19 protein-coding genes and 1 pseudogene are annotated in these 20,326 nt (G+C 71.7%); 8 read left to right on the top strand and 12 right to left on the bottom strand.

Translation table 11 applies throughout. The features are described from left to right. The first annotated feature begins 106 nt into the window (after positions 1-106). Positions 107-694 carry a TetR/AcrR family transcriptional regulator gene (locus KCH48_RS07315; RefSeq protein WP_210571307.1) on the top strand — a complete coding sequence of 196 codons (588 nt, stop codon included), beginning with the start codon at positions 107-109 and terminating at the stop codon, positions 692-694. A 163-nt stretch (positions 695-857) separates the two neighbouring features. Further along, positions 858-1,151: pseudogene (locus KCH48_RS07310) on the top strand (hypothetical protein); the annotation flags it as partial. Between the two features lie 69 nt (positions 1,152-1,220). On the opposite strand, the gene KCH48_RS07305 reads toward KCH48_RS07310, so the two are convergent. The 3 genes from KCH48_RS07305 to KCH48_RS07295 all read right to left on the bottom strand — a co-directional run bounded on the left by KCH48_RS07305 (position 1,221) and on the right by KCH48_RS07295 (position 5,404). After that, positions 1,221-1,838 carry a 2'-5' RNA ligase family protein gene (locus tag KCH48_RS07305; protein ID WP_210571306.1) on the bottom strand — a complete coding sequence of 206 codons (618 nt, stop codon included), beginning with the start codon at positions 1,836-1,838 and terminating at the stop codon, positions 1,221-1,223. 432 nt (positions 1,839-2,270) lie between these two features. Then, a complete protein-coding gene (locus tag KCH48_RS07300) occupies positions 2,271-4,649 on the bottom strand; it encodes a glycoside hydrolase family 65 protein (protein ID WP_210571305.1) in 2,379 nt (792 codons plus the stop codon). Then, positions 4,646-5,404: an HAD family phosphatase gene (locus KCH48_RS07295; RefSeq protein WP_210571304.1), complete on the bottom strand. Its 759-nt coding sequence runs from the start codon at positions 5,402-5,404 to the stop codon at positions 4,646-4,648. Before KCH48_RS07295 ends, KCH48_RS07300 begins: the two co-directional genes overlap by 4 nt. Before the next feature lie 89 nt (positions 5,405-5,493). Here KCH48_RS07295 and KCH48_RS07290 point away from each other — a divergent pair, with 89 nt between their 5' ends. Beyond that, complete coding sequence (locus KCH48_RS07290) at positions 5,494-5,949, top strand: archease (RefSeq protein WP_210571303.1); 456 nt, start codon at positions 5,494-5,496, stop codon at positions 5,947-5,949. An 11-nt stretch (positions 5,950-5,960) separates the two neighbouring features. Here the strand turns inward: KCH48_RS07290 and KCH48_RS07285 are convergent, their stop codons facing one another. The 4 genes from KCH48_RS07285 to KCH48_RS07270 all read right to left on the bottom strand — a co-directional run bounded on the left by KCH48_RS07285 (position 5,961) and on the right by KCH48_RS07270 (position 9,628). Further along, on the bottom strand, positions 5,961-7,373 hold the full coding sequence (locus KCH48_RS07285) for an RtcB family protein (protein WP_210571302.1): 1,413 nt from the start codon (positions 7,371-7,373) through the stop codon (positions 5,961-5,963). A 25-nt stretch (positions 7,374-7,398) separates the two neighbouring features. Further along, on the bottom strand, positions 7,399-8,232 hold the full coding sequence (locus KCH48_RS07280; protein WP_210571301.1) for a universal stress protein: 834 nt from the start codon (positions 8,230-8,232) through the stop codon (positions 7,399-7,401). 14 nt (positions 8,233-8,246) lie between these two features. Further along, complete coding sequence (locus KCH48_RS07275) at positions 8,247-8,903, bottom strand: phosphoribosyltransferase (RefSeq protein WP_210571300.1); 657 nt, start codon at positions 8,901-8,903, stop codon at positions 8,247-8,249. A 68-nt stretch (positions 8,904-8,971) separates the two neighbouring features. Then, positions 8,972-9,628, bottom strand: a complete 657-nt coding sequence (locus KCH48_RS07270; RefSeq protein WP_210571299.1) for a dienelactone hydrolase family protein — start codon at positions 9,626-9,628, stop codon at positions 8,972-8,974. A 114-nt stretch (positions 9,629-9,742) separates the two neighbouring features. Here KCH48_RS07270 and KCH48_RS07265 point away from each other — a divergent pair, with 114 nt between their 5' ends. Beyond that, the gene (locus KCH48_RS07265; protein WP_210571298.1) at positions 9,743-10,195 is read left to right on the top strand and encodes a YbhB/YbcL family Raf kinase inhibitor-like protein; all 453 of its coding nucleotides are present in this window, start codon (positions 9,743-9,745) and stop codon (positions 10,193-10,195) included. 108 nt (positions 10,196-10,303) lie between these two features. Here the strand turns inward: KCH48_RS07265 and KCH48_RS07260 are convergent, their stop codons facing one another. Continuing rightward, positions 10,304-10,957 (bottom strand): hypothetical protein, encoded by a 654-nt coding sequence (locus KCH48_RS07260; RefSeq protein WP_210571297.1) that lies wholly within the window; start codon positions 10,955-10,957, stop codon positions 10,304-10,306. A gap of 13 nt (positions 10,958-10,970) precedes the next feature. Further along, positions 10,971-12,443: an alpha/beta hydrolase gene (locus KCH48_RS07255; RefSeq protein WP_210571296.1), complete on the bottom strand. Its 1,473-nt coding sequence runs from the start codon at positions 12,441-12,443 to the stop codon at positions 10,971-10,973. 215 nt (positions 12,444-12,658) lie between these two features. Between KCH48_RS07255 and KCH48_RS07250 the strand changes: the two genes are divergently transcribed. Together KCH48_RS07250 and KCH48_RS07245 are read left to right on the top strand one after the other, a co-directional pair. Further along, positions 12,659-13,840 (top strand): sensor histidine kinase, encoded by a 1,182-nt coding sequence (locus tag KCH48_RS07250; protein WP_210571295.1) that lies wholly within the window; start codon positions 12,659-12,661, stop codon positions 13,838-13,840. Then, positions 13,841-14,518 carry a response regulator transcription factor gene (locus KCH48_RS07245; RefSeq protein WP_210571294.1) on the top strand — a complete coding sequence of 226 codons (678 nt, stop codon included), beginning with the start codon at positions 13,841-13,843 and terminating at the stop codon, positions 14,516-14,518. 24 nt (positions 14,519-14,542) lie between these two features. On the opposite strand, the gene KCH48_RS07240 is transcribed toward KCH48_RS07245, so the two are convergent. Together KCH48_RS07240 and KCH48_RS07235 are read right to left on the bottom strand one after the other, a co-directional pair. Next, on the bottom strand, positions 14,543-14,962 hold the full coding sequence (locus KCH48_RS07240) for a CBS domain-containing protein (protein WP_210571293.1): 420 nt from the start codon (positions 14,960-14,962) through the stop codon (positions 14,543-14,545). Positions 14,963-14,981: 19 nt separating this feature from the next. Further along, complete coding sequence (locus KCH48_RS07235; RefSeq protein WP_210571292.1) at positions 14,982-15,407, bottom strand: CBS domain-containing protein; 426 nt, start codon at positions 15,405-15,407, stop codon at positions 14,982-14,984. Positions 15,408-15,713: 306 nt separating this feature from the next. Here KCH48_RS07235 and KCH48_RS07230 point away from each other — a divergent pair, with 306 nt between their 5' ends. Next, positions 15,714-16,919, top strand: coding sequence for a hypothetical protein (locus KCH48_RS07230; RefSeq protein WP_246884920.1), 1,206 nt, complete (start codon positions 15,714-15,716; stop codon positions 16,917-16,919). Positions 16,920-17,141: 222 nt separating this feature from the next. Next, positions 17,142-19,097, top strand: a complete 1,956-nt coding sequence (locus tag KCH48_RS07225) for a protein-arginine deiminase domain-containing protein (RefSeq protein WP_307840828.1) — start codon at positions 17,142-17,144, stop codon at positions 19,095-19,097. Between the two features lie 60 nt (positions 19,098-19,157). Here KCH48_RS07225 and KCH48_RS07220 read toward each other — a convergent pair whose 3' ends face one another. Beyond that, positions 19,158-20,159: a LacI family DNA-binding transcriptional regulator gene (locus KCH48_RS07220; protein ID WP_210571291.1), complete on the bottom strand. Its 1,002-nt coding sequence runs from the start codon at positions 20,157-20,159 to the stop codon at positions 19,158-19,160. Positions 20,160-20,326: the final 167 nt, after the last annotated feature.

The raw sequence follows: 20,326 nt of genomic DNA, 5'->3' as shown, positions 1-20,326 counted from the left end.
TATGGTGGGAACCGACCGGACAGCTGTCCGCTTTCAGGAAAACGTACCGGACAGCTGTCCGCTTAGCAAGACCGGGCTCCTCGGCGAGCCTGCGAGGAGGCCACGGGTGACGGAGAAGAAGGGCGCACCGCTGCGCTCGGACGCGCAGCGCAATCGCGAGCGCATCCTGGAAGTGGCGCTCGTCGAGCTGACCCGCTCCGCCGACGCCCCGCTGAGCGCGATCGCCAAGAAGGCGGGCGTCGGACAGGGCACGTTCTACCGGAACTTCCCCAACCGCGAGGCGCTCGTCCTGGAGATCTACCGCCACGAGATGCAGCAGGTCGCCGACAGCGCACACCAGTTGCTTCAGACCCGGGAACCCGACCGGGCGCTGCGGGACTGGATGGACCGGCTCGCGCAGTTCGCCATGACCAAGGTCGGCCTGGCGGACGCGATCCACCAGGTCACCAGTGCACCGGGCGCCGCGGCGAAACCTGAGCCCACCCCGGTGACCTCCGCGGCCGAACTCCTGCTCCACGCCGCCGAAGAGTCCGGCACCATCCGCCCCGGCGTCAGCGCGGACGACTTCATCCTCGCCATCTCCGGCCTGTTCGCGATGGACCCTCACGGCGACTGGGAGGCACGCGCCACCCGCCTCTTCGACCTGGTCATGGACGGACTGCGGGTGGGAGCGCCGGGGCCGAAGGCCGGCTGAACAGGGCGCGACCGAGGCGATGTGCGATGCGGGCGGGCCCGAGGGCCTGCGCGGACGGCGTCTGCCGCGCTGATCAAGTCCGCCGGCCGGGACATCGACGTGGGCATGGTCCATCTCGCGCGGCTGCTCGACGGGGCCGACGCGGCTCTGCTGGTGGGGCGAGTGGGGCCTGGACGATCTGGCGATGACGACGGAACTGCTGGTCAGCGAGCTGGTGGGCAATGTCGTCCGGCATGCCAAGGTCCCGGTAATTCCCCGGATCCGCCGGGCGTCCGAGACAGACGACGGCGGCCGGGGTCTGCGACCGGTCGCGGCACGCTCCCAGCGGTGGGGCGCCCGCTACACCGGGACCGGCACGTGCATCTGGACGGGACAGGCCCTGACCGGCCCCGAGTCCCCCGCCGCCCTGCTGACCTTCTGGCAGGTACTCCTGTCGTCCGGGATCGATGTGCCCTGAGGTACGCGACCGGGACGGGTGATGTTCAACGCCCTTACGGAGAAGGCAGGTTGGGGACGGAGGCGGCCCTCACCCCGCACCGCCCAGCGGCACGAACGCCAGCTCCTGCCAGCGGATCTCGTGCTGCTTGCGATCCTGGACGGCCTCCACGAGCCGTGCGCCGTCCACGGTCAGCGTGGCCTGCCGGCCCGAGGCGCTGCGCAGCCTGCCCTGCAGGAGCCGCGAGTCGCCGAGTGCGGTGCCGTAGGCCAGCGAGATCCTCGGGCGTTCGTCCTCGTAGTCGTCGGCGTCCTCGCCGAACACCTCCACGACGGCGTCCCTGGCCTGGTGCCGCAGCTCCTGGAACTCGTCCTCGGGAGCGATGTCGAGCAGGACACCGCACCGGCCCGCCACCGCCGCGCCCACCGTCACCGTGAAGGGGCGCACCGCGCCGAGCCGTTCCCGCAACCGGCCTTCGAACAGGGCGAGTTCCGGTCCGGTCACCTCGCTCGCGGGCCGGTCGTCGACGACGGCCAGCGTCTCGTGCAGCCACTCGTCCTTGACCGGCGAGACGAACCCGAACCGGGCGAGGACCGGGCGATAGATGTCGGTCACCGGTTTGATCTCGGGGAGCCGCGGGACGAAGTCCACCCTGAGCTTGGTCCACCCGTCGGGCCAGAGCCTCGCCCCCCTGAGATACCGGTCCATGAAACTCCCTCTCATCCAGCCGAATCGACGCCTTTCGTACGGCTCACGGCAGTCTGCCGCACCCGGGGCTTCGGTGGGTAACCGTCGCAGTACCGGGAGTCGTCATCGAACGCCCTCCGGTTGACCGGAAGTTGACGGTCAAGCACGCCGAGTCCCAGCGCGCTGGCGCAGGTCAGCGGGGTTTCGACAGCGGCGGCGGCTCGGGCGGAGAGGTCAGCCGTCCGCGATACGACGCGAGTTGACGTCGCGGGAGCCGCGGATCAGGCGTGTACACCCGTCGACGACGTCCGGTACCTTGACCTCTTGAATCGGGCCTGTCGACGCGCCCCGAAGGGGCGCGGGGCTGTGTCGATCTGCGGCTACCGCCGCGTGGGCGCGACCAGCCACGACGGCGCCGCAGACGACGCACCGGACTTCCAGCGGAGCGCTACGTCACCCCGGCAGCATCAGCCGTCGCATCTCGCCCGGCTGGACGGACACCGTGCGGTCCGGCAGGCGGACGTCGATCGGGTCGAGGTCGGACGGAGGCACCGTGATCTCCAGCCGCCCGTGTTCCAGCCGCAGCCGGATGCCCCAGTGGCCCTGGTAGTGGATGGCGAAGCCGTACGAGGACAGCTCCGGCAGCGGCACCGGTTCGAGGCACAGCGCCCCGCCACTGGTCGCCAGTCCGGTCAGTCCACGCTGGACGAGGTCGAGGGTGCCGGCCATGGCGCCGAGGTGGATGCCCTCGCCGGTGGTGCCGCCCTGCAGGTCGGCGATGTCGCCACGCAGCGCCTCCTGGCAGAACGTCCAGGCCTCCGCGCGCCGGGCCCGGGCCAGCACCCAGCCGTGGACCAGGCCGCTGAGGGTCGACCCGTGGCTGGTGCGCCGCAGGTAATAGTCGACCGTGCGCCGCCAGGTGTCCTGGTCAAGGCGGTGGCCCAACCGGCTGAAGATTTCTTTGAGTTCGGCGGGTGAGAAGAGGTAGCCGAGCATCAGCACGTCGGCCTGCTTGGACGCCTGGTAGCGGTTGACGGTGTCGCCCTCCGCCTCCAGGATCCGGTCCAGGCGCCGGATGTCGCCGTAGCGCTTGCGGTAGCCCTCCCAGTCGAGTTCGGCGAGATCGCCGTAGCCCTCGAACTGGCTGATGACACCCCCGTGGAAGGGCACATGGAGGGTGCGAGACACCTCGTCCCACTGTTCCCGCTCGCCGCCGTCCAGGCCGGTGCGCTCGAGGAGTTCGCGGCGGCGGGGTTCGGGCAGGGCGCGCAGCACCTCCAGGGTGCGGGTGAGCACCCACGCGGCGGTGACGTTGGTGTACGCGTTGTCGTCGAGGCCGGGCAGCTTCGCGTCGGGGTAGGCGTCGTGGTACTCGTCGGGGCCGACCACGCCCCGGATGCGATACCGGCCCAGGCCCTCGTCGTAGTCGGCCGAGTCCGCCCAGTAGCGGGCGATCTGCAGCAGCATCTCGGCGCCCTTGGTGTGCAGGAACTCGGCGTCGCCGGTGGCCTCGCAGTACCGCCACACGTTGTACGCGATCGCCGAGCCGACGTGGTGCTGCAGCCGGGAGTGGTCCGGCAGCCAGCGCCCCGAGCGCGGGTTGAGATGCAGTTCCTGGGTCTCCTCCCGGCCGTCGCTGCCGCTCTGCCACGGGTAGAGCGCGCCGCGCCGCCCGGTGGCGCGGGCGGCGGCACGGGCCTGGTCCAGGCGCCGGTGGCGGTAGCCGAGCAGGGCGCGGGAGACCTCCGGGAAGTGCAGATTCAGGTACGGCAGCACGAACAGCTCGTCCCAGAAGACGTGCCCCCGGTACGCCTCGCCGTGCAGTCCCCGGGCCGGCACGCCCACGTCCAGGTCGGCGGTGTGCGGCGAGAGGGTCTGCAGGACGTGGAAGAGGTGCAGCCGGAGAATGCGGCCCGCGGCTCCGGGGACGTCGATCTCGGCCCGCCGCCACAGTTGGTCCCAGGCCGTGCGGTGGGCCTTCAGCAGGTCGTCAAAGCCGGAGGCCGCGTCCACCCGGTCGACGGCGGCGTCCAGCGGATCGCTGATCGCGGGGTCGTGGGAGGTGTGCAGGGCGACGGTCTTGTCCACGGTGGCGGTGCGGCCGGGGGTCAGGTCGAGGTGGATGCGCTGGACGGCTCGGCTGACCTCGAGCCGCTCGGTCACCGGGACGTCGGCGGTCAGGCGGGCCGCCATGCCGATCCGGATGTCCGAGGTGCGGGTCCGGCAGCGCAGCCACACCGTGTCGGGTGCGGAACTCCCGGTGTGCACATGGGTCAGATGGTGGCCGTCCAGATCGCGGTAGCGCGCGACCCCGGAGTTGGTGACGCCCCCGTCGAGCGCCGCCTCGACGTCGAGGGCGCCCGCGAAGCCCTCGGCGGTGAACTCGGTGCGCAGGACCGCCAGATGAGGGTCGGCCATGCCCACGAACCGCTGCTGCCGTACGAACAGGTACTTGCCCTCCGCCAGCGCGTACCGCGTGACGCGCTCCATCATCCCCGAGTCGAGGTGCAGCACCTGCCGGTGGTCGAGGACCGTCGCCGTGTCGGGGGTGAGCCACCGGCCGCCGGGGCGGCGGAAGCGCAGCGCCAGCCAGTTCGGCAGGTTGACCATGTCCTCGTTCTCGACGCTGTGTCCCGCCACGTCCGAGGTGAGCCGGTTGTAGCAGCCGGCCGCATACGTGCCGGGGTAGTGCACCTCGTCGGCGACGCACTCCGGGAACGCGCCACGGGTGGCGAAGTATCCGTTGCCGAGCGTGCACAGCGACTCCCTGAGCCGTTCGTCCGCCGGTTCGTAGCCGTCGTACTCCCAGGTCCACGACGTCGCTGCGGTCACCGCGGTGCTCCTTCCACGAGCAGTTCTGCCAGATCTCGTACGACGATGTCGGCGCCGTGCCGCAGCAGCCTCGCGCCGGTGTCCGCACCGGCGGCCCGGTCCACGCCGACGACGAGCGCGAACGCGCCACGGCGCCCCGCTTCCACGCCCGCCAGCGCGTCCTCCACGACGGCGGCGTGTCCGGCGGGGACGCCGAGCCGGCGGGCCGCCTCCAGGAAGAGGTCGGGCTCGGGTTTGCCGGCGAGCCCCAGCCGGGCCGCCTCGCCGCCGTCCACCAGGGCGTCGAAGAGGTCCCGGACCCCGGCCCGGGTGAGCAGCTCCCCCGCGTGCCGGGACGCCGAGGCCGCCGCCACGGGTACCCCGGACGCACGCAGGGCACGCACCAGCCGGACCGTCCCCGGATAGGCGTCGACGCCGTCGGTGCGCAGCCGCTCGGTGAAGAGGCGCTCCTTGTCCGCCGCGACGGCCCGTACGGTCCCCTCCGATGTGTCGAGACCGCGGGAGGCGAGGAAGGCGGCGGCACCGTCGAGGCGGGACTTGCCGTCCACGTGCCGCAGGTAGTCGTCCCGGGGATCGAAGGGGCGCCGCTGCTCCGGGTCCTCGGGCGGGTGCTGACGCAGGTGGGTGTCGAAGGCGGTCCGCCAGGCGGCGGCGTGCACCCGGGCCGAGTCGGTGATCACTCCGTCGGTGTCGAAGACGACGGCCCGTACGTCCCGCAGTGCGGGTGCGAGCGCGAGGCGGGTCGGGTCGGTCATGGCGGCTCCTGAGGCGGTGGCTCCCCTGCCGGTCCGGACATGCCCCCCAAAACCAGTGTGCGGTTCTGCTCAGTGGGCACACGGTGAACATGGTCGGCGACATGGGCGACGACATCACGGCGCGCAGGCGCGGGACGAGCGGGCACCGGCTGGTGCCGCACACGGCCGACGTGCGCGTCGAGGCCTGGGCTGAGAGCCGCGAGCGCTGTCTGGTGGAGGCCGTCACAGGCATGGTGGAGGGCTTCGCGGACGTCTCCGGGACCCGGGCCACGGACGTGGCCCGGCTGCGGCTGGCCGAAGGCAGGCCCGAGGATCTGCTGACCACGCTGCTCGACGAGGTCGTCTTCCGCCTTGAGGTGCACGGGCAGGTGCCGGTCGACGTGGAGGCGGAGGCGTACGACGAGGGGCTCGACGTACGGATGGCGGTCGCCGATCTCGGCGTGGTGGAGGTCATCGGCGCCGCGCCGAAGGGCATCGCGTGGGAGAACCTGCGCATCGAGCCCGGTCCGTACGGCTGGTCCTGCGCGGTGACCATCGACGTGTGAGCGCATCCGGCTCATCCCTTCACCACGCCCAGCGGCACGAGCTTGGCCACCGTCCGGCACAGCCCCGCCGTCTCGCTCGCGGCGACCACCGCGGCGACGTCCTTGTAGGCCTCCGGGGTCTCCTCGGCCAGACCGCGCATCGACTTCGGCCGGACGGCGATACCGGCCGACTCCAGCCGCGTGCGCAGTTCCCTGCCCGTCACCGTGCGGGCGGCCCGGTGCCGGCTGAGGGTGCGGCCCGCGCCGTGGCAGGTGGAGTGGAAGGCGTCGCCACCGGGCACGCCGACCAGCACGTAGGAGGCCGTGCCCATGGTGCCGGGGATGAGCACCGGCTGGCCGAACTCCCTGAGGTCCTCGGGCAGTTCGGGGTGGCCGGGCGGGAAGGCGCGGGTGGCGCCCTTGCGGTGCACGCACAGCCGACGCCGGGCGCCGTCCACCTCGTGGGTCTCCATCTTGGCGAGGTTGTGGGACACGTCGTACACCAGCGACAGCTGTACGCCGGTGACGCGGCGGAAGACTCCGCGGGCCGCGTCGGACAGCAACTGGCGGTTGGCGCGGCCGTAGTTGGCGGCGGCGGCCATCGCGCCCAGGTAGGCCTGCCCCTCGGGCGAGTCGACCGGGGTGCAGGCCAGCTGGCGGTCGGGGACGGTGATGCCGTAGCGGGCCATGGCCCGGTCCATCGCCCGGACGTGGTCGGTGCAGATCTGGTGACCTAGGCCGCGTGAACCGCAGTGGATCATCACGCACACCTGGCCGGCGGCGAGCCCGAAGGCGGCGGCGACCGGTTCGTCGTACACCTCGGCGATCTCCTGGACCTCCAGGAAGTGGTTGGCGGAGCCGAGGCTGCCGACCTGGCCGAGGCCCCGTTCCCGGGCCCGCTCGCTGACCTGCGTCGCGTCGGCGTCGGCGACCGCCCCGCCGTCCTCGCAGCGGGTGAGGTCGCGCTGCTCGCCGTGGCCCTGCTCGACGGCGTACCGGGAGCCGCCCCGCAGGATCCGCTCCAGCTCCGCCTGCCCGCTGAGCCGCCACACCCCGCCGGGTCCGGCGCCGCGCGGTATCCGCCGGTCCAGGCCGTCCATGACCGCGGGCAGTGCCCTGCGCAGTTCCCGCCCGTCACAGTCGGCCGCCAGCAGCCGCACCCCGCAGGAGATGTCGAAGCCGACCCCGCCGGGCGAGACCACGCCGCCCTCGTCCACGGCGGTCGCGGCGACGCCGCCGATGGGGAAGCCGTAGCCCCAGTGGATGTCCGGCATGGCGTACGAGGCGCCCACGATGCCGGGCAGCGTGGCCACGTTGGCGACCTGCTCCAGCGACTGCTCGGCGTCGCGCAGCAGGTCACGGGAGGCGAACACGACGCCGGGCACGCGCATCCCGCCGTGCGGCTCGATGCGGAATCGGCAGGGGCGTTCTTCGACCAGGTCCATCGCTCCGCCTCCGTGACGCGAGGGTCTACGACGTGGGTACGACGGCCACCGGACAGTCCGCGTGGTGCAGTACGGCATGGACGACCGAGCCCAGCCGCAGCCCGAACCGGCCCTCGGCCGGGTGGCGCGGGAGCACCAGCAGACCGGCCTTGGCCGAGGCCTCCACCAGGACACCGGCGGGCGGACCGGCGATCAGCTCCTGCTCCACGTGCAGCCGCGGATACGCGGCGGCGGGGTGTGCGGCGTGCTTCAGGATCTGGGCGTGGGCGTGCTGCTCGTCGTCCAGGGTGCTGACCTGGGGGACCATGAGGCCCGCCCTCGCGAGCGGCGACCAGGCGTGCACCAGACGCACCGGAGCCCCGCGCAGATCGGCTTCGGCGAGGGCGAACCGCACGGCGTCCTCGTCCCGCTCGTCGCGGACGCCGGCCACGATACCGTCGTGCCCGGCCTTCTCGGTGTGACCGCGGGCGACGACGACCGGTCGGCCGGCGTGGGCGGCCACCTTCAGGCTCACGGAGCCCAGGAGCAGCCCGGCGAAGCCGCCCCGCCCGCGGGTGCCGAGCACGATCAGGCCGGCGTCGGTGTCCTCGGCCGCGGTCAGGACCGCCTCGGCGGGTTCCCCCTGCCCGAGGACGGTGTCGATGCGCAGCACGGGGTGGGCCGTCGTGATCCGGGTGCGGGCGTCCTCCAGCAGATCGGCGGCGGCGCCGCGGACCCGCGCGTCGGCGTCTGTCACCGCGTGCACGACCTGGAGTGCCGCTCCGCGCAGCGTCGCCTCCCGGGCCGCCCAGTCCGCGGCGAGCCAGGCCTGCGGTGTGTCGTCGACGCCGACCAGGACGGTGCCGGTCGCTTCGGTCACTCGCCTCTCCTTCCTCAGCCGGGCAGGGTGTGGGAGCCGTGCAGCGCGTCGAGGACCTCGTCGTCGGTGAGCTGGTCGAAGTTCTCGTACCAGAGGCCGACGGCCATGAACTGCTCCGGCTTGTGCAGGCAGATCACCTCGTCGGCCTCGTCGCGCAGCAGCTCGGCCGCCTCCGGTGAGCAGACCGGCACGGCCAGGACGACCTGCTCGGGCGTCTCACGGCGGACCCGGCGCAGTGCGGCGCGCGCGGTCGCGCCGGTGGCCAGGCCGTCGTCGACGACGATCACGGTGCGGCCCCGCAGGTCCACCGGGGGACGGCCGCGCCGGTAGCGCCGTTCGCGACGCCGTACCTCCTCCCGCTCCCGGTCGACGGTGTCGGCGAGGGCGGCCTCACTCAGGCCCAGCCGGTCCAGGGCCCGTTCGTCGAAGAGCGGCGGGTCGTCGCCGGCGATCGCGCCGACGCCCAGCTCCTCCTGGAACGGCGCCCCGATCTTGCGGACCACGAGGACGTCCAGCGGGGCGTCCAGCGCGTGCGCGACCTCGCGGGCGACCGTGGCACCACCGCGGGGCAGCGCGAGGACGACAGCGTGCGGGAGAGCCCCTTTCTCCTGCAGGGTGCGCAGCCGCGCGGCCAGTTCCCGCCCGGCCTGCTTGCGGTCACGGAACTGCATGGCTGCTCCTTCCGGTTGCCTCCGTGCGCGGCTGCCGGGTACCCGGCCCTCCGGTGGCCCACACGGCGTCACCGCCGCTGGGCGCCCAGCCGTTCCACGCACCACTCCCGGGCCAGGCCGGCGACCTGCTCCAGCGCGCCCGGCTCCTCGAACAGATGGGTGGCTCCCGGCACGACACGCAGCGTGCAGGGGGCTCGCAGTCGCCGGGCGGCGTCCTCGTTGAGCCGCACCACCTGCGTGTCGTGCCCGCCGACGATGAGCAGCACGGGCGCGCGTACGAGGTCCAGCGCGTCGCCCGCCAGGTCGGGCCGTCCGCCGCGCGAGACCACGGTCAGGACCCGGTCCGGCCGGTCCGCCGCGGCCATCAGGGCGGCGGCCGCACCGGTGCTGGCCCCGAACAGGACGACGGGCAGTGACTGGACCTCGGGTTCCGCGTCGAGCCAGTCGATCGCGGCGACCAGACGGCGCCCGAGCAGCGGGATGTCGAAGCGGTGCTCGGCGGTCAGCGCGTCCTGCCGGTCCTCCGCCTCGGTCAGCAGGTCCATCAGCAGCGTGCCCAGGGCGGCGGTGCGGAGTTCGGCGGCGACCTGCCGGTTGCGCGGGCTGTGCCGGGAGCTGCCGCTGCCGTGCGCGAACAGGACGACGCCGTGGGCGGGCGCCGGGACGTCGAAGTCGCCTGCGAGCTCGACGCCGTCGGCGGGCACCAGAACGGTCTGCGAGATCATCGGAGCCGGCCTTCCTCGGTCCGTAGCACTCCTGACCCGGCCCGGGTATCCGTCACGCGGAGATCCACACGTCGCCCTGATAGGTCCCGTCGCCTGCTGGGTACTCCGGGGCGCATGACCGGCATCGAACTCAAGAGCAGCGCATTCACCGACCACGCCCCCGTCCCCCGCCGGCACGCGCTGGAGGGGGAGAACGTCTCTCCTCCCCTGACCTGGTCCGGCGTACCGAACGACGCGGCCGAGCTGGTCCTGATGTGCGAGGACCCCGACGCCCCGTCGGGGAACTTCGTCCACTGGATCGTCGTAGGCATCGACCCGCACAGCGACGGCATGAGCGAGGGGCAGAGCCCGCCCGGCGGCACCGAACTCGTCAACGGCTACGGCCGTCCCGGCTGGGGCGGACCCCACCCGCCGCCCGGGGACGAGCCGCACCACTACGTCTTCCACCTCTACGCCCTCGCCGAGCCCTGCGTCCTCCCGGACGCCCCACGCGCCGACGACGTCCGGCAGGCCGTCGAGAAACGGGAACTCGCCGACGGCGCGCTCATCGGGCTGTACCGCCGCTGAGCGCTCCGCGGGCTGTGTCGATATGCGGCTTTGCCGCGAGGCCGCGATGGGCGTCGATCGTCTGCGGGCTCGTCGTGGCTGGTCGCGCCCACACGGTGGAGCCGCATATCAGCCCGCCCCGCCATCGAGCAGCCAGTTGTAGCGCAGCCGCAGTGCCCGCTCCGTGCTGGCCGCCACAGTAACGAGCCCGACCACGACGTTGCCCCATGCCGGCAGATCAATGGGCGAGGTGAACGTCCCGACGTACTGGGCGACGCCCTCCGGCGCCCGGGTGACCTGTTCGGCGAGCTGAAGGATCAGGAGAACCAGGCCGATGACGAGCACGATCGACGAGAGGAAACCGATCCATCGGCTCAGTGCGGGGTGTACGCGGTCGAGGTGTGCCCGGCGCCCCTCGGCGGAGGCGGGGTCCGGGACGAGTTGGTGCTCTGCCCCCTCGGCGGTGACGTAGTGGCAGCGCTTGAGCCCGAAGGCGCTCGTCCTTACTTCGACAGTGCCGCCCTGGACGGGGAAGACGGCAGGGACTCTGGACTCGGCGTGATGCCTGCCGTCGAGGTACAGGTGGGCCTTGACGTAGCCGTCCGAATGATTCTGATGCCTGACGTCGACGGCGTAGAGCGTCTGCCGGCCGTCGGCGTTCATCAGCCGCAGATGGAACAGCGCGCGGGTGAGCATCTGCCACCAGCGGAAACGCTTCAACGCCCGCCCGTCCCCGGGCTTGACCCGCTGCACAGCCCGGCGATGCCGCCACTCCTTGAGCATGCCTCTACTCCTGTTACTTGCTGGGTTCCGCTGCGCAGGCGAGGTCCTGCGACGGGCGCTGCCCGGTGGTCAGGAACGCCGTCACCGCGTCGTTCGCGCACGTGTTGGGGCCGTACGGGTAGACACCGTGCCCGCCCTGGTCGGCCGTCACCATCGTGGCCCGCTTCCCGAACGCCTGCCGCAGCTTCTCGGCGCCGGCCAGCGGTGTCCCCGGGTCGCGCTCGTTCTGCGCCATGAGCACGTTCGACGGGCCCCGGTCACCGATGCGGACCGGCGGCTCGGCCCGCTCATCCGGCCAGAAGGCGCACGGTCCGATGCCGGCCGAGGACCCGCCCAGCATCGGGTATTTCAGCCGGTCGACCGCGACATTGCGCTGATACTCCCGAACCGTCTCCGGCCAGCGATTGTCACCGCATATCACGTAAAAACGGCCGGCCATCATGTTCTCAAAGTCCGCCAACGGCGGGCTGGGCGGCACCGGCCGGTCGGTGTCGAGCGCCTGCCAGAACTCGGCCAGCTCGGGCATGTTCGCATCGACGTAGAGGCGGTCGAACGTGAGCCCGCGGAACAACGTCGCGTCGATGCCCTGGATGGGTTTCGTCTCCAACCGCTCCGCGAGATCGAAGTACTTCGCCCTCACCTGCTCCGGTGTGGTGCCCAGACCGTACTCGGGGTGCGCGGCGGCGAACTCCGCGAAGTCCGGGAACCGGTCCTCCAGTCCACGGGCGAACAACCGCATGGCCGTGACGTCGTAACCGCCGGGGCCGAGGTTGCTGTCGAGCACGATCCGGTCGCTGCGCTTCGGGAACAGCGTCGTGTACACCGCACCGAGGTAGCTGCCGTAGGAGGCACCGAGGTAGGAGAGCTTCGGCTCGCCCAGCGCCGCCCGGATCCGGTCCATGTCGCGCGCGGTGTTCGCGGTGGTGGTGTGCGGCAGCATCCACGCCGTTCGTGAGGTGGCGCACTGCTCGGCCACAGTGCGCGCGTTCCCCGCCTCCCGTGCGACATCGGCCGCGGTGTGCGCGTACGGCGGAAGGTTGCCGCGGTTCTGCTGCTCCTGGGTCAGATCGCAGGTCACCCGCGTGCTGCGGCCGACGCCGCGCGGGTCGAAGCCGATCAGATCGTAGGAGTCCAGCACCTTCTGCGGCAGCCCGGAGCCGGCGAGAACGGCCGGGTAGCCGAGTCCCGTGACGCCGGGGCCGCCCGGATTGGTCAGCAGCACACCGCGGCGCTTCGAGGGGTCCTTGCTCGCCAGCCGGGAGATCGCGATCTCTATCTGCCGGCCGTCCGGATCCCGGTAGTCCAGCGGGACTTCGAGCGTCGAGCACTCCAGAGGGGGCAAGGCGGCTTTCTCCGAGGCGGCCTTCTCCGAGCACGGTTCCCACCGCACGGTGTCCGGCGTCGCCGCCACCACCGAACTTCCCGGCATCGCGGTCGCCGCCGCCACCGCTGTGGCGGCGAGGGCAAGGGACAGGGTTCTGCGCATCTGGTGTCCTCCTGAGGGGTGTGTGGGGCGCACGGGGCGAGGATGATCACCGTCCTGACCGCCGCGACGAGTCTGTTCGTGCGGCGCCGCCGGCACATCGGCCCGGCGGCTCGATTCGCCTTCGCCCAAAGTCGAGGCGGTAGTTCGACTTTGGGCGAAGGCACCTCAACCCCCGGTCTGACTCACCGGCCGTACGGTTTCGCGACAATGGCCAGGTGAATACAGACGTCGCGCCACGGCTCGGGTGGTGGCAGCAGACCTGGCGGCTGGCGGCAGCCGTGGGAGTGGGCGTACTGGCCTGGCTCTCCACCGGCGCGGTGCTGCACTGGCAGTCGGACGGAACGGGCTCCTGGTTCCTCACCGGTGACCCGCTGGTGGCTCTCGGCTGCCTGACGGCGCTTGTGTGGCGACGGCGGTTCCCGCTCGCCGTCGCCATGACGGTCGCGATCGCCTCGCCCGCGTCCGCACTCGCCACCGGCGCCGGGTTTCTGGCGCTGGGCTCGATCGCCACCCGTCGCCGTCCTGTGGAGATCGGGGTCGTCGGGCTGGCCAGCGTGATCGCGTCACAGTTCGCCATCGGGCTCTATCCGGTCGAGAGACCGCCCGGCTCGTTGTGGTACCAGCTCGCGTTTCCGGCGCTGACCGCGGGCATCGCGGTGGCCGTCGGCATGGCCGTCGGCGCGCGGCGTGTCGAAGTGCGGTCCTTGCGGGAGCGGGCGGAGAGCGCGGAACGGGAACAGACCGCACGAGCGGCGCAGGCACGGGCTCTGGAACGGAACCGGATCGCCCGCGAGATGCACGACGTGCTCGCGCACCGGATCTCCCTGGTCGCCATGCAGGCCGGAGTGCTGGGCCACCGCGGCGACCTCGCGGCAGAGGAAAACCGTGTGCTGGTCCGCTCCATCGCCGAGGGCTCCCACCAGGCCCTGGAAGAACTTCGGGATGTCCTCGGTGTGCTCCGGGCCGACCCGGACCGCCCGGAACCACCCCAGCCCTCCCTCGACCTCATCCCCGACCTGGTGGCCGACGCCCGCGCCTCCGGATTGGACGTCACGCTCACCACCACCGTGACGGCGACACCGTCCGACGTCGTCGGGCGAACCTGCTACCGGGTGGTCCAGGAAGGACTGACCAACGCCGCCAAACACGCCCCGGGCGCACGCATACACATCACCCTCGACGGGGCAGCGGGCGACCAACTCGACGTCAGCGTCCGCAATTCCGCGGCCACCACCAAACCCGCACGATCACCGTCATCGGGCTTCGGCCTGCTCGGTCTCACCGAACGAGTCGACCTCGCCGGCGGAAAACTCGACCATCACCCCACACCCGACGACGGATACCTCCTCAGCGCACAACTACCCTGGCCGGACCCCACCCACGAAAAGAGAACCTGAGTGGACAGCGAGCGGGAGCCGGTGCGTGTCGTCATCGTCGACGACGAACAACTGGTGCGCATGGCACTGCGGCTCGTCATCGACGGCGAACCGGACCTGACCGTCGTCGCGGAGGCGGCCGACGGGGACGCCGCGATCACCGTGGTGGCCGAGCAGCGGCCCGACGTCGTCCTGATGGACGTGCGCATGCCCGGCCGGGACGGTCTCAGCACGACCCGGGAACTCCTCACCCGGCCGGTGCCGCCCCGGGTGCTCATGCTGACCACCTTCGACTCCGACGATCTGGTGCTCGGCGCACTGCGCGCCGGAGCACTCGGGTTCGTCCTCAAGGACACCCCACCGCCGCAGATTCTCGACGCGGTGCGGACCGTCGCGGACGGCAACCCCGTGCTGTCTCCGGCGGCCACGGCACGGGTGATCGCCGCGGCCACCGGCCCGCAGTCCCCGCACGCTCGCAGCTCAACCCGCGAAGCCGCACGGAAACAGCTGTCCACACTGACCGAGCGAGAACGCGAAACCGCTCGGGCCATCGCGGACGGACTGGGCAACCCGGAGATCGCCCAGCGGCTGCACATCAGCATCGCGACCGTCAAGGCACACACGGGCAGCCTGTTCGCCAAGCTGGCCGTCGAGAACCGGGTGCAGATCGCACTCCTGGTCCGCGACGCGGAGGAATGACGTCACGCGTCCGCGGGCGCCCCGCTACCGGTTGGGCTTCGACGCGCTGATGTTCCCGAGCGGCGTTTCCGGGGCCCGTTCGACGGCCAGGTCGCCGAGGGTGACGATGCCCACGGGGTGTTCGTCCGCCACGACCGGGATCCGGCGTACGGCGTGCTCGCGCATCAGCTCGGCCACCCGGTCGACGTCGTCGTCGGGGCCGACGCTGAACACATCTGCGCTGCACACCTGGGCCACGGTCGTGTGCTCCGGGTCCTCCCCCTCGGCGAGGGCACGCACCACGAGGTCACGGTCGCTGACGATGCCGCGCAGCCGTCCTTCCTCGGTGACCAGGACGTCCCCGATGTCCTGGTCCCGCATGAGCCGGGCCACCGCGGTCACGGACGTGAGCGGTTCGACCGTCACGGGGGTGCTGGTCATGATGTCGCGTACGTGCTGAGTCATGGCACGCTCCCTACTTGCGTCAGCGGGTGGGATGCGCCCTGCTGATGTCGGCCAGCGCGGAACCCGGGTCGTCGACCGTGGCCAGGTCGCCGAGGCTGACGACGCCGACCGGGCAGCCACCCCGTTCGACGACCGGCAGCCTGCGGACGGCGTGGCGGCGCATCAGCTCGGCCGCCCGGTCGGTGGTGTCGTCGGGGGTCAGGGTCACCACGGGCGGGCGCGTGCACACCGATCCGACGGTGGTGGTGTCGGGGTCGCGGCCCTCGGCGAGGGTCCGGACCACGATGTCGCGGTCGGTGAGCACACCGAACAGATCACAGTCGTACGCCACCAGCACATCGCCGACGTTCTGCTCGCGCATCAGCCGGGCCGCCCGCGCGACGGTCGTCATCGGCTCGACGGCTGCCGCGCCGGGCGACATCACATCACGTATCTGCCAGGTCATCGGACCTCCCGGATCCACGGAGCAGGGCACGCCGCCCGCGTAGCCCGTACGCGCGGCGGCAAACCCGTCCTCGCCCCTTGACGACCGCAACCGGCGGGGGCACACTCACCGACCGCTCGTAGAAAACGCTTGCTACGGCCTCGCCGCTCGCCGCGGGACCCCTGGGAGCCACGACGGAGCCACGACTCTCCAGGTCACGCACACCCCGATCGTGAATCGATTCAGTCGAACCGGATTCGACGACGGCACCGGCGAGGGATCCAACCCCCCGCACACCCCACAACCGGATCACTTGGAGAAGACGAGATGGGACGCAGAGCCGCACAACACCTCGCCGACACTCCCGCAACGGCCCCCAGAGGACGCGCCGTTGCCGCCGCCGCATGCGCCACCGCCCTGCTCACCGGAGCGGCCCTGCTCACCGAACCCGCGCACGCGGCCACTCCGCCGCAGGTGGCGGCGGCGTGCGGTGAGGGCTCGTACCAGGCGGAGGCGGTACTCAGCGGCAGCACCTGGACCGCCCGGCGCGGCAGCAGTGTCGTGTACACCGGCGGCGACATGCGCGCCGCCATGCAGGCCGCGGTGGGCAGCCTGACGGCCGGCCGCACTTCGAAGGAACGGGTCGTCGTCCGCGGCTCGGGCTCCATCAGCGCCGGATCCCGGGTCTCCCTGCCGAGCTACACCGTGCTCGACGTCTGCGGCACGATCAACGTCACCGGATCGGGCTCCGGCGACCAGGCCGCGGTGTACGCCCGCGGCGCCCGCGACATCGAGGTCCAGCACCTCACCCTCACGGGCAGCCCGCTGTACGGCGTCTTCATGCGCAACGTCCAGAACGTCATGCTCGGCCAGCTCGACATGCGCCTGTCGCGCGGTCTCGGCGTCCGCATCGACAACCGCGGCGACACCAGCCAGTGGACGCGGAACGTGAGGATCGACAACGTGTACGTCTCCGGCGCGAGCAGCCACGCCGTGGAGACGTACGGCGTCGACGGCCTCACCGTCGGCACGGTCACCGCGCGCAACGTGGGCGAGTCCGGGCTGCTGCTCAACCAGACCATCAACGCCACCGTCACCAAGGTCGACGCGGACGGCGCGGGCACCGGCACCGGCTACGCGGCGTTCCGCATGGCCAACCGCAATGGCCGGGTGGGCAGTTCGTACCCCACCAACATCCGCGTGGGCGAGGTGATCGCGCGCGGCGGTGGGCGCGGCGTGTTCTGCGTCTCCGAGAGCGGCGGCGCGGTCATCGACCGGGTGAACATCTCCAACACCGGCAACAACTCGATCCTGGTCGAGAACTGCACCAACGTGAACATCGCCGCGCAGAGCGGCAGCGTCACCGGCGGCGGCGAGATCCGGCTCGCGGCCCGCTCGGAGTTCCCCAACAACTCCGACATCACCATCCAGAATCTCCGGGTGACCAACTCGGCGATCAGGGAAAGCCCTTGTGGCACGAACACCACGTTCCGCAACAACACGTTGGTCAACAGCAGCCAGAACATCTGCTGAGCGCTCCGCGGGAGGTGCCGCGTTCGACTGCGGGTCCGTTGTGGCTGGTCGCGCCCACGCGGCGGAGCCGCATATCGACACAGCCCCGCGCCCCTTCGGGGCGCCGCTGGGGCCGCCTGGTGCGGCCCCAGCGTGCGGTGAACTCTTCGCCGCACAGCCAACGCACAGCCCTCATTTCCCCTCTTGCACGGCGAAACACCCCCCACCGAGAAGGGATTCGCCGTGCGCGCACGTACGCGTCTACGCACCCACCCCGCGGGATCCGTGTTCCTCGCCCTCGCGGCCACGGGGTCCGTGCTGGCCACGCAGCTCTCCCCCGCCGTCGCCGCGGAGCCGGCCGCGACGGCCGATCTCCGCGCGGACGTCGACCGTGACGGCCGGGTCGATCTCACCGGCGACACCGACACGGCCGGCGAGGACAGTTGGACCGTCGGCCGGGGTGCCGTCACCCTGCCCAACCTCGACGACGACACCAAGCGCTGCCCGGTCACCGGCCCCGGCGGCAGCCGGTTGCCCGACGCCAAGCTGGCCGCCTGCAAGGACGCCTCCGACACCAAGGTCAACGGCGCGGCGGACGCCGCCGATCTGGCCCGGGTCCACTCAACGCCCTTGCCGGGGCTGGCGGGTGACGCCACGGGCGGCGTCAAGGTCACCACGGGTGCCCAGCACACCCACGTCTTCCTCAAGCGGTCCGGGAACTGGGTCCTGGTCACGCCCGACACCCGGCTGACCGCTGCCGAGCTGCGCTCCGGCGTGGAATTCGGCGTCGAGGCCACCGACATCATCCGCGACAGCGCGCAGTGGGACGGCCGTACGGTCATCCGCCTGACCGTGACCTCCGCGGGCGCCACCACCTCCGACGAGGTCACCCTGCGCGTGGCTCCCCTGCTCACCCACCACCATGTGCAGCAGACCCAGCAGTTGATGGTCACCAAGCTGGAGGGGGAACGGCTGTTCACGCGGTTCGTCGTGGGTCTGGCGAAGCAGGCTCGGCGCGCCGGTGTCACCAAGCCCCTGGTCACCTTCGACAAGTACGGCGACATCTGGGCGCAGGACTTCGTGGAGCCCGCGTACGTCGCGATGACCGGACCCGACGGGCAGCGCCAGGTCATGCGCGTGATGCTGCGCTCGGCACAGCCGGACCGTGAGTCGGGCCGGGAACTGTTCGAGAAGATCCGCGGCCGGGACATCGGCGTCGTCCAGGTCACCGAGCGGTCCCCACAGCGCGACTGGTCGCTCAATTCGATGGGCAACCTGGAGACCATCCCGCCGTACGCACACGATGGGCGCTCGTTCCCGGCCGGGCGGATCATCATGGGCGAGCGCAAGGACAGCGGGATCCGGCCGTCCCAGGCGATGCGCACCATGCTGAAGTCCCAGGGTCTCCAGGACCCGCTGCTGCTCGACACCTCCTGGCTGGGCGTCGGCCATGTCGACGAGTTCGTGCAGTTCCTGCCCGCCGACACTCCGCGCGGCTGGCGGATCGGCGTGGCGGACCCCGAGGCCGGGCTCAAGCTGCTGCGCGACGCCCGGCAGGCCGGGCACGGCCGGACGAAGATGTTCTCGGTCCCGCCTTCCGAGTACGGGCCCGCGCCGAGGGAGACCATCGAGCAGGCCCTGACCTCCCGCCATTTGGTGGCCGACAACACGATGGCGGCACAGCGCATAGCGGCCAACCTGGAGATCCTCAAGCGCGAGACCGGAGTCACCGACGCCGAGATCGTCCGCGTCCCCGCCCTGTACACGCGCGACGTGGCGGTGTCGGCCAACGGAGGCGACGGAGGCGACACTCCCATGCCCCGCCTGACCCGTGTGGGCGGCGACAGTGCTCTCGCCGACGCGGCCAGGAAGCACGGTCAGCAGAAGTGGCTCGCCGAGGAGCCGAACGCCGCGGCGGCTGCGGAGACCGTCATGACGAGCGCCTATGTCCCCGGCGCGGTCAATGGCGTGCTGCTCGCCCGCGACCGTTATCTGGCGCCCAAGCAGTGGGGGCCGGTGATCGGCGGCAAGGACATCTTCACGGAGGCGGTCACCGCGGCCTATCGGCGCGTGGGCATGAAGGTGTCGTACCTCGACGACTGGTACACGTACCACCTCGGCATGGGTGAGGTGCACTGCGGCACCAACACCCTGCGGGATGCCTCGGCCGCCTGGTGGGGGCAGGGCGGCTCGCACTGAAGCAACTGAAGCAGGTGACCGGCCGGCATCGCGGTGGCGATGCCGGCCGGATGCGGTGGCTCAGCCCCGCTCCTCCGGTACCGGCCCGCTGGTCCCCCGTACCACCAGCTTGCAGTCCAACACCGCTTCCCGCGGCTCGAGTCCGGGCTTCTCCAGCCGCTCCACCGCGAACCGCACCGCGTGCTCCGCCATGAGCATCGCGTCCTGGCGGACGGTGGTCAGGCCGACCGGCATCAGATGGGAGAGGTGGCTGTCGTCGTACCCGACGACGGACAGATCGCGCGGGACCTCGACGCCGGCCCGGGTCAGCGGCATCAACAGCCCGAGCGCGCAACGGTCGTTGCCCGCGAGGACCGCCGTCGGCAGCGGAAGGCCGCGGTCCCGTTCCGCCAGCAGCAGCCGGCCCGCCTCGATGCCCGACTGTTCCGTGTGGTGCCCGGGGATCACCCTCGCCTCGGACTCCAGCCCGTGGCGCCGCATCGCCGCCCGGTAGGCCCGCCGCCGCTCGGCCGAGCCGGGACCGCGGCCGCCGTCGATGTGCACGATGCGGCGGTGCCCCAGTTCGAAGAGGTGCTCCATGGCCTGCTGTACGCCCTTGCCCTCGGCCGAGTGCACGAAGTCCACGCGGGCATGGGGGACGCGCCGGCTGACCGAGACGGTCACCGCGCGCTGTCCGAGTTCGTTGAGGTAGGCGGCCTCGGCGTCGGAGCCGAGCACGATCAGTGCCTCGCAGCGGTGGGCGAGCAGCGCCTCGATCGCCTTCGCCTCGCTACGGCCCTCGGAGGCCGCGGAGAGCAGCACGTCGTAGCCGAGCCGTTCGGCCTCCGGGTAGATGCCCTCGATGAGGTCCGTGTGGAAGGTCTGGTGCACGGTGAACATCACGCCGAGCGTGCGGCTGCGTCCGCGCGCCAGCAGCCGGGCCGCGGAGTCGGGCCGGTAGCCGATCTCGTCGGCGACCCGCAGCACCCGCTGCCGCGTCTCCTCGCTCGCCCCCGGCTGGTTGCGGAACACGATGGAGACCAGCGCCCGGGAGACACCCGCCTTCTTGGCGACGTCCGCCATCGTAGGCCGCTGCTTGCCCGCTGCATCCACCTGTGCACCCACCCTTCGACGCGGCCACCTTACGGTCTGCCGCGAAATCCCCCGGCAACAAACTATTGACATGACATTTGGACAGGGGTCATCGTACTCGCACTAGAGCGCGCTAGTAGCGCGCGACAGAACATCTC

Source organism: Streptomyces sp. GESEQ-4, assembly GCF_017948455.1.
In the GTDB taxonomy this organism is placed as follows: domain Bacteria; phylum Actinomycetota; class Actinomycetes; order Streptomycetales; family Streptomycetaceae; genus Streptomyces.
The sequence above is the reverse complement of the archived record's forward strand: the minus strand, read 5'-3'. Positions and strand labels throughout refer to the sequence as shown.

Bases quoted from the DNA above. Each gene is read 5' to 3' on its own strand.
- KCH48_RS07305 (WP_210571306.1), bottom strand. From the start codon at position 1,838: ATGGACCGGTATCTCAGGGGGGCGAGGCTCTGGCCCGACGGGTGGACC.
- KCH48_RS07295 (WP_210571304.1), bottom strand. From the start codon at position 5,404: ATGACCGACCCGACCCGCCTCGCGCTCGCACCCGCACTGCGGGACGTA.
- KCH48_RS07290 (WP_210571303.1), top strand. From the start codon at position 5,494: ATGGTCGGCGACATGGGCGACGACATCACGGCGCGCAGGCGCGGGACG.
- KCH48_RS07285 (WP_210571302.1), bottom strand. From the start codon at position 7,373: ATGGACCTGGTCGAAGAACGCCCCTGCCGATTCCGCATCGAGCCGCAC.
- KCH48_RS07275 (WP_210571300.1), bottom strand. From the start codon at position 8,903: ATGCAGTTCCGTGACCGCAAGCAGGCCGGGCGGGAACTGGCCGCGCGG.
- KCH48_RS07270 (WP_210571299.1), bottom strand. From the start codon at position 9,628: ATGATCTCGCAGACCGTTCTGGTGCCCGCCGACGGCGTCGAGCTCGCA.
- KCH48_RS07265 (WP_210571298.1), top strand. From the start codon at position 9,743: ATGACCGGCATCGAACTCAAGAGCAGCGCATTCACCGACCACGCCCCC.
- KCH48_RS07260 (WP_210571297.1), bottom strand. From the start codon at position 10,957: ATGCTCAAGGAGTGGCGGCATCGCCGGGCTGTGCAGCGGGTCAAGCCC.
- KCH48_RS07255 (WP_210571296.1), bottom strand. From the start codon at position 12,443: ATGCGCAGAACCCTGTCCCTTGCCCTCGCCGCCACAGCGGTGGCGGCG.
- KCH48_RS07240 (WP_210571293.1), bottom strand. From the start codon at position 14,962: ATGACTCAGCACGTACGCGACATCATGACCAGCACCCCCGTGACGGTC.
- KCH48_RS07235 (WP_210571292.1), bottom strand. From the start codon at position 15,407: ATGACCTGGCAGATACGTGATGTGATGTCGCCCGGCGCGGCAGCCGTC.
- KCH48_RS07230 (WP_246884920.1), top strand. From the start codon at position 15,714: ATGGGACGCAGAGCCGCACAACACCTCGCCGACACTCCCGCAACGGCC.
- KCH48_RS07220 (WP_210571291.1), bottom strand. From the start codon at position 20,159: ATGGCGGACGTCGCCAAGAAGGCGGGTGTCTCCCGGGCGCTGGTCTCC.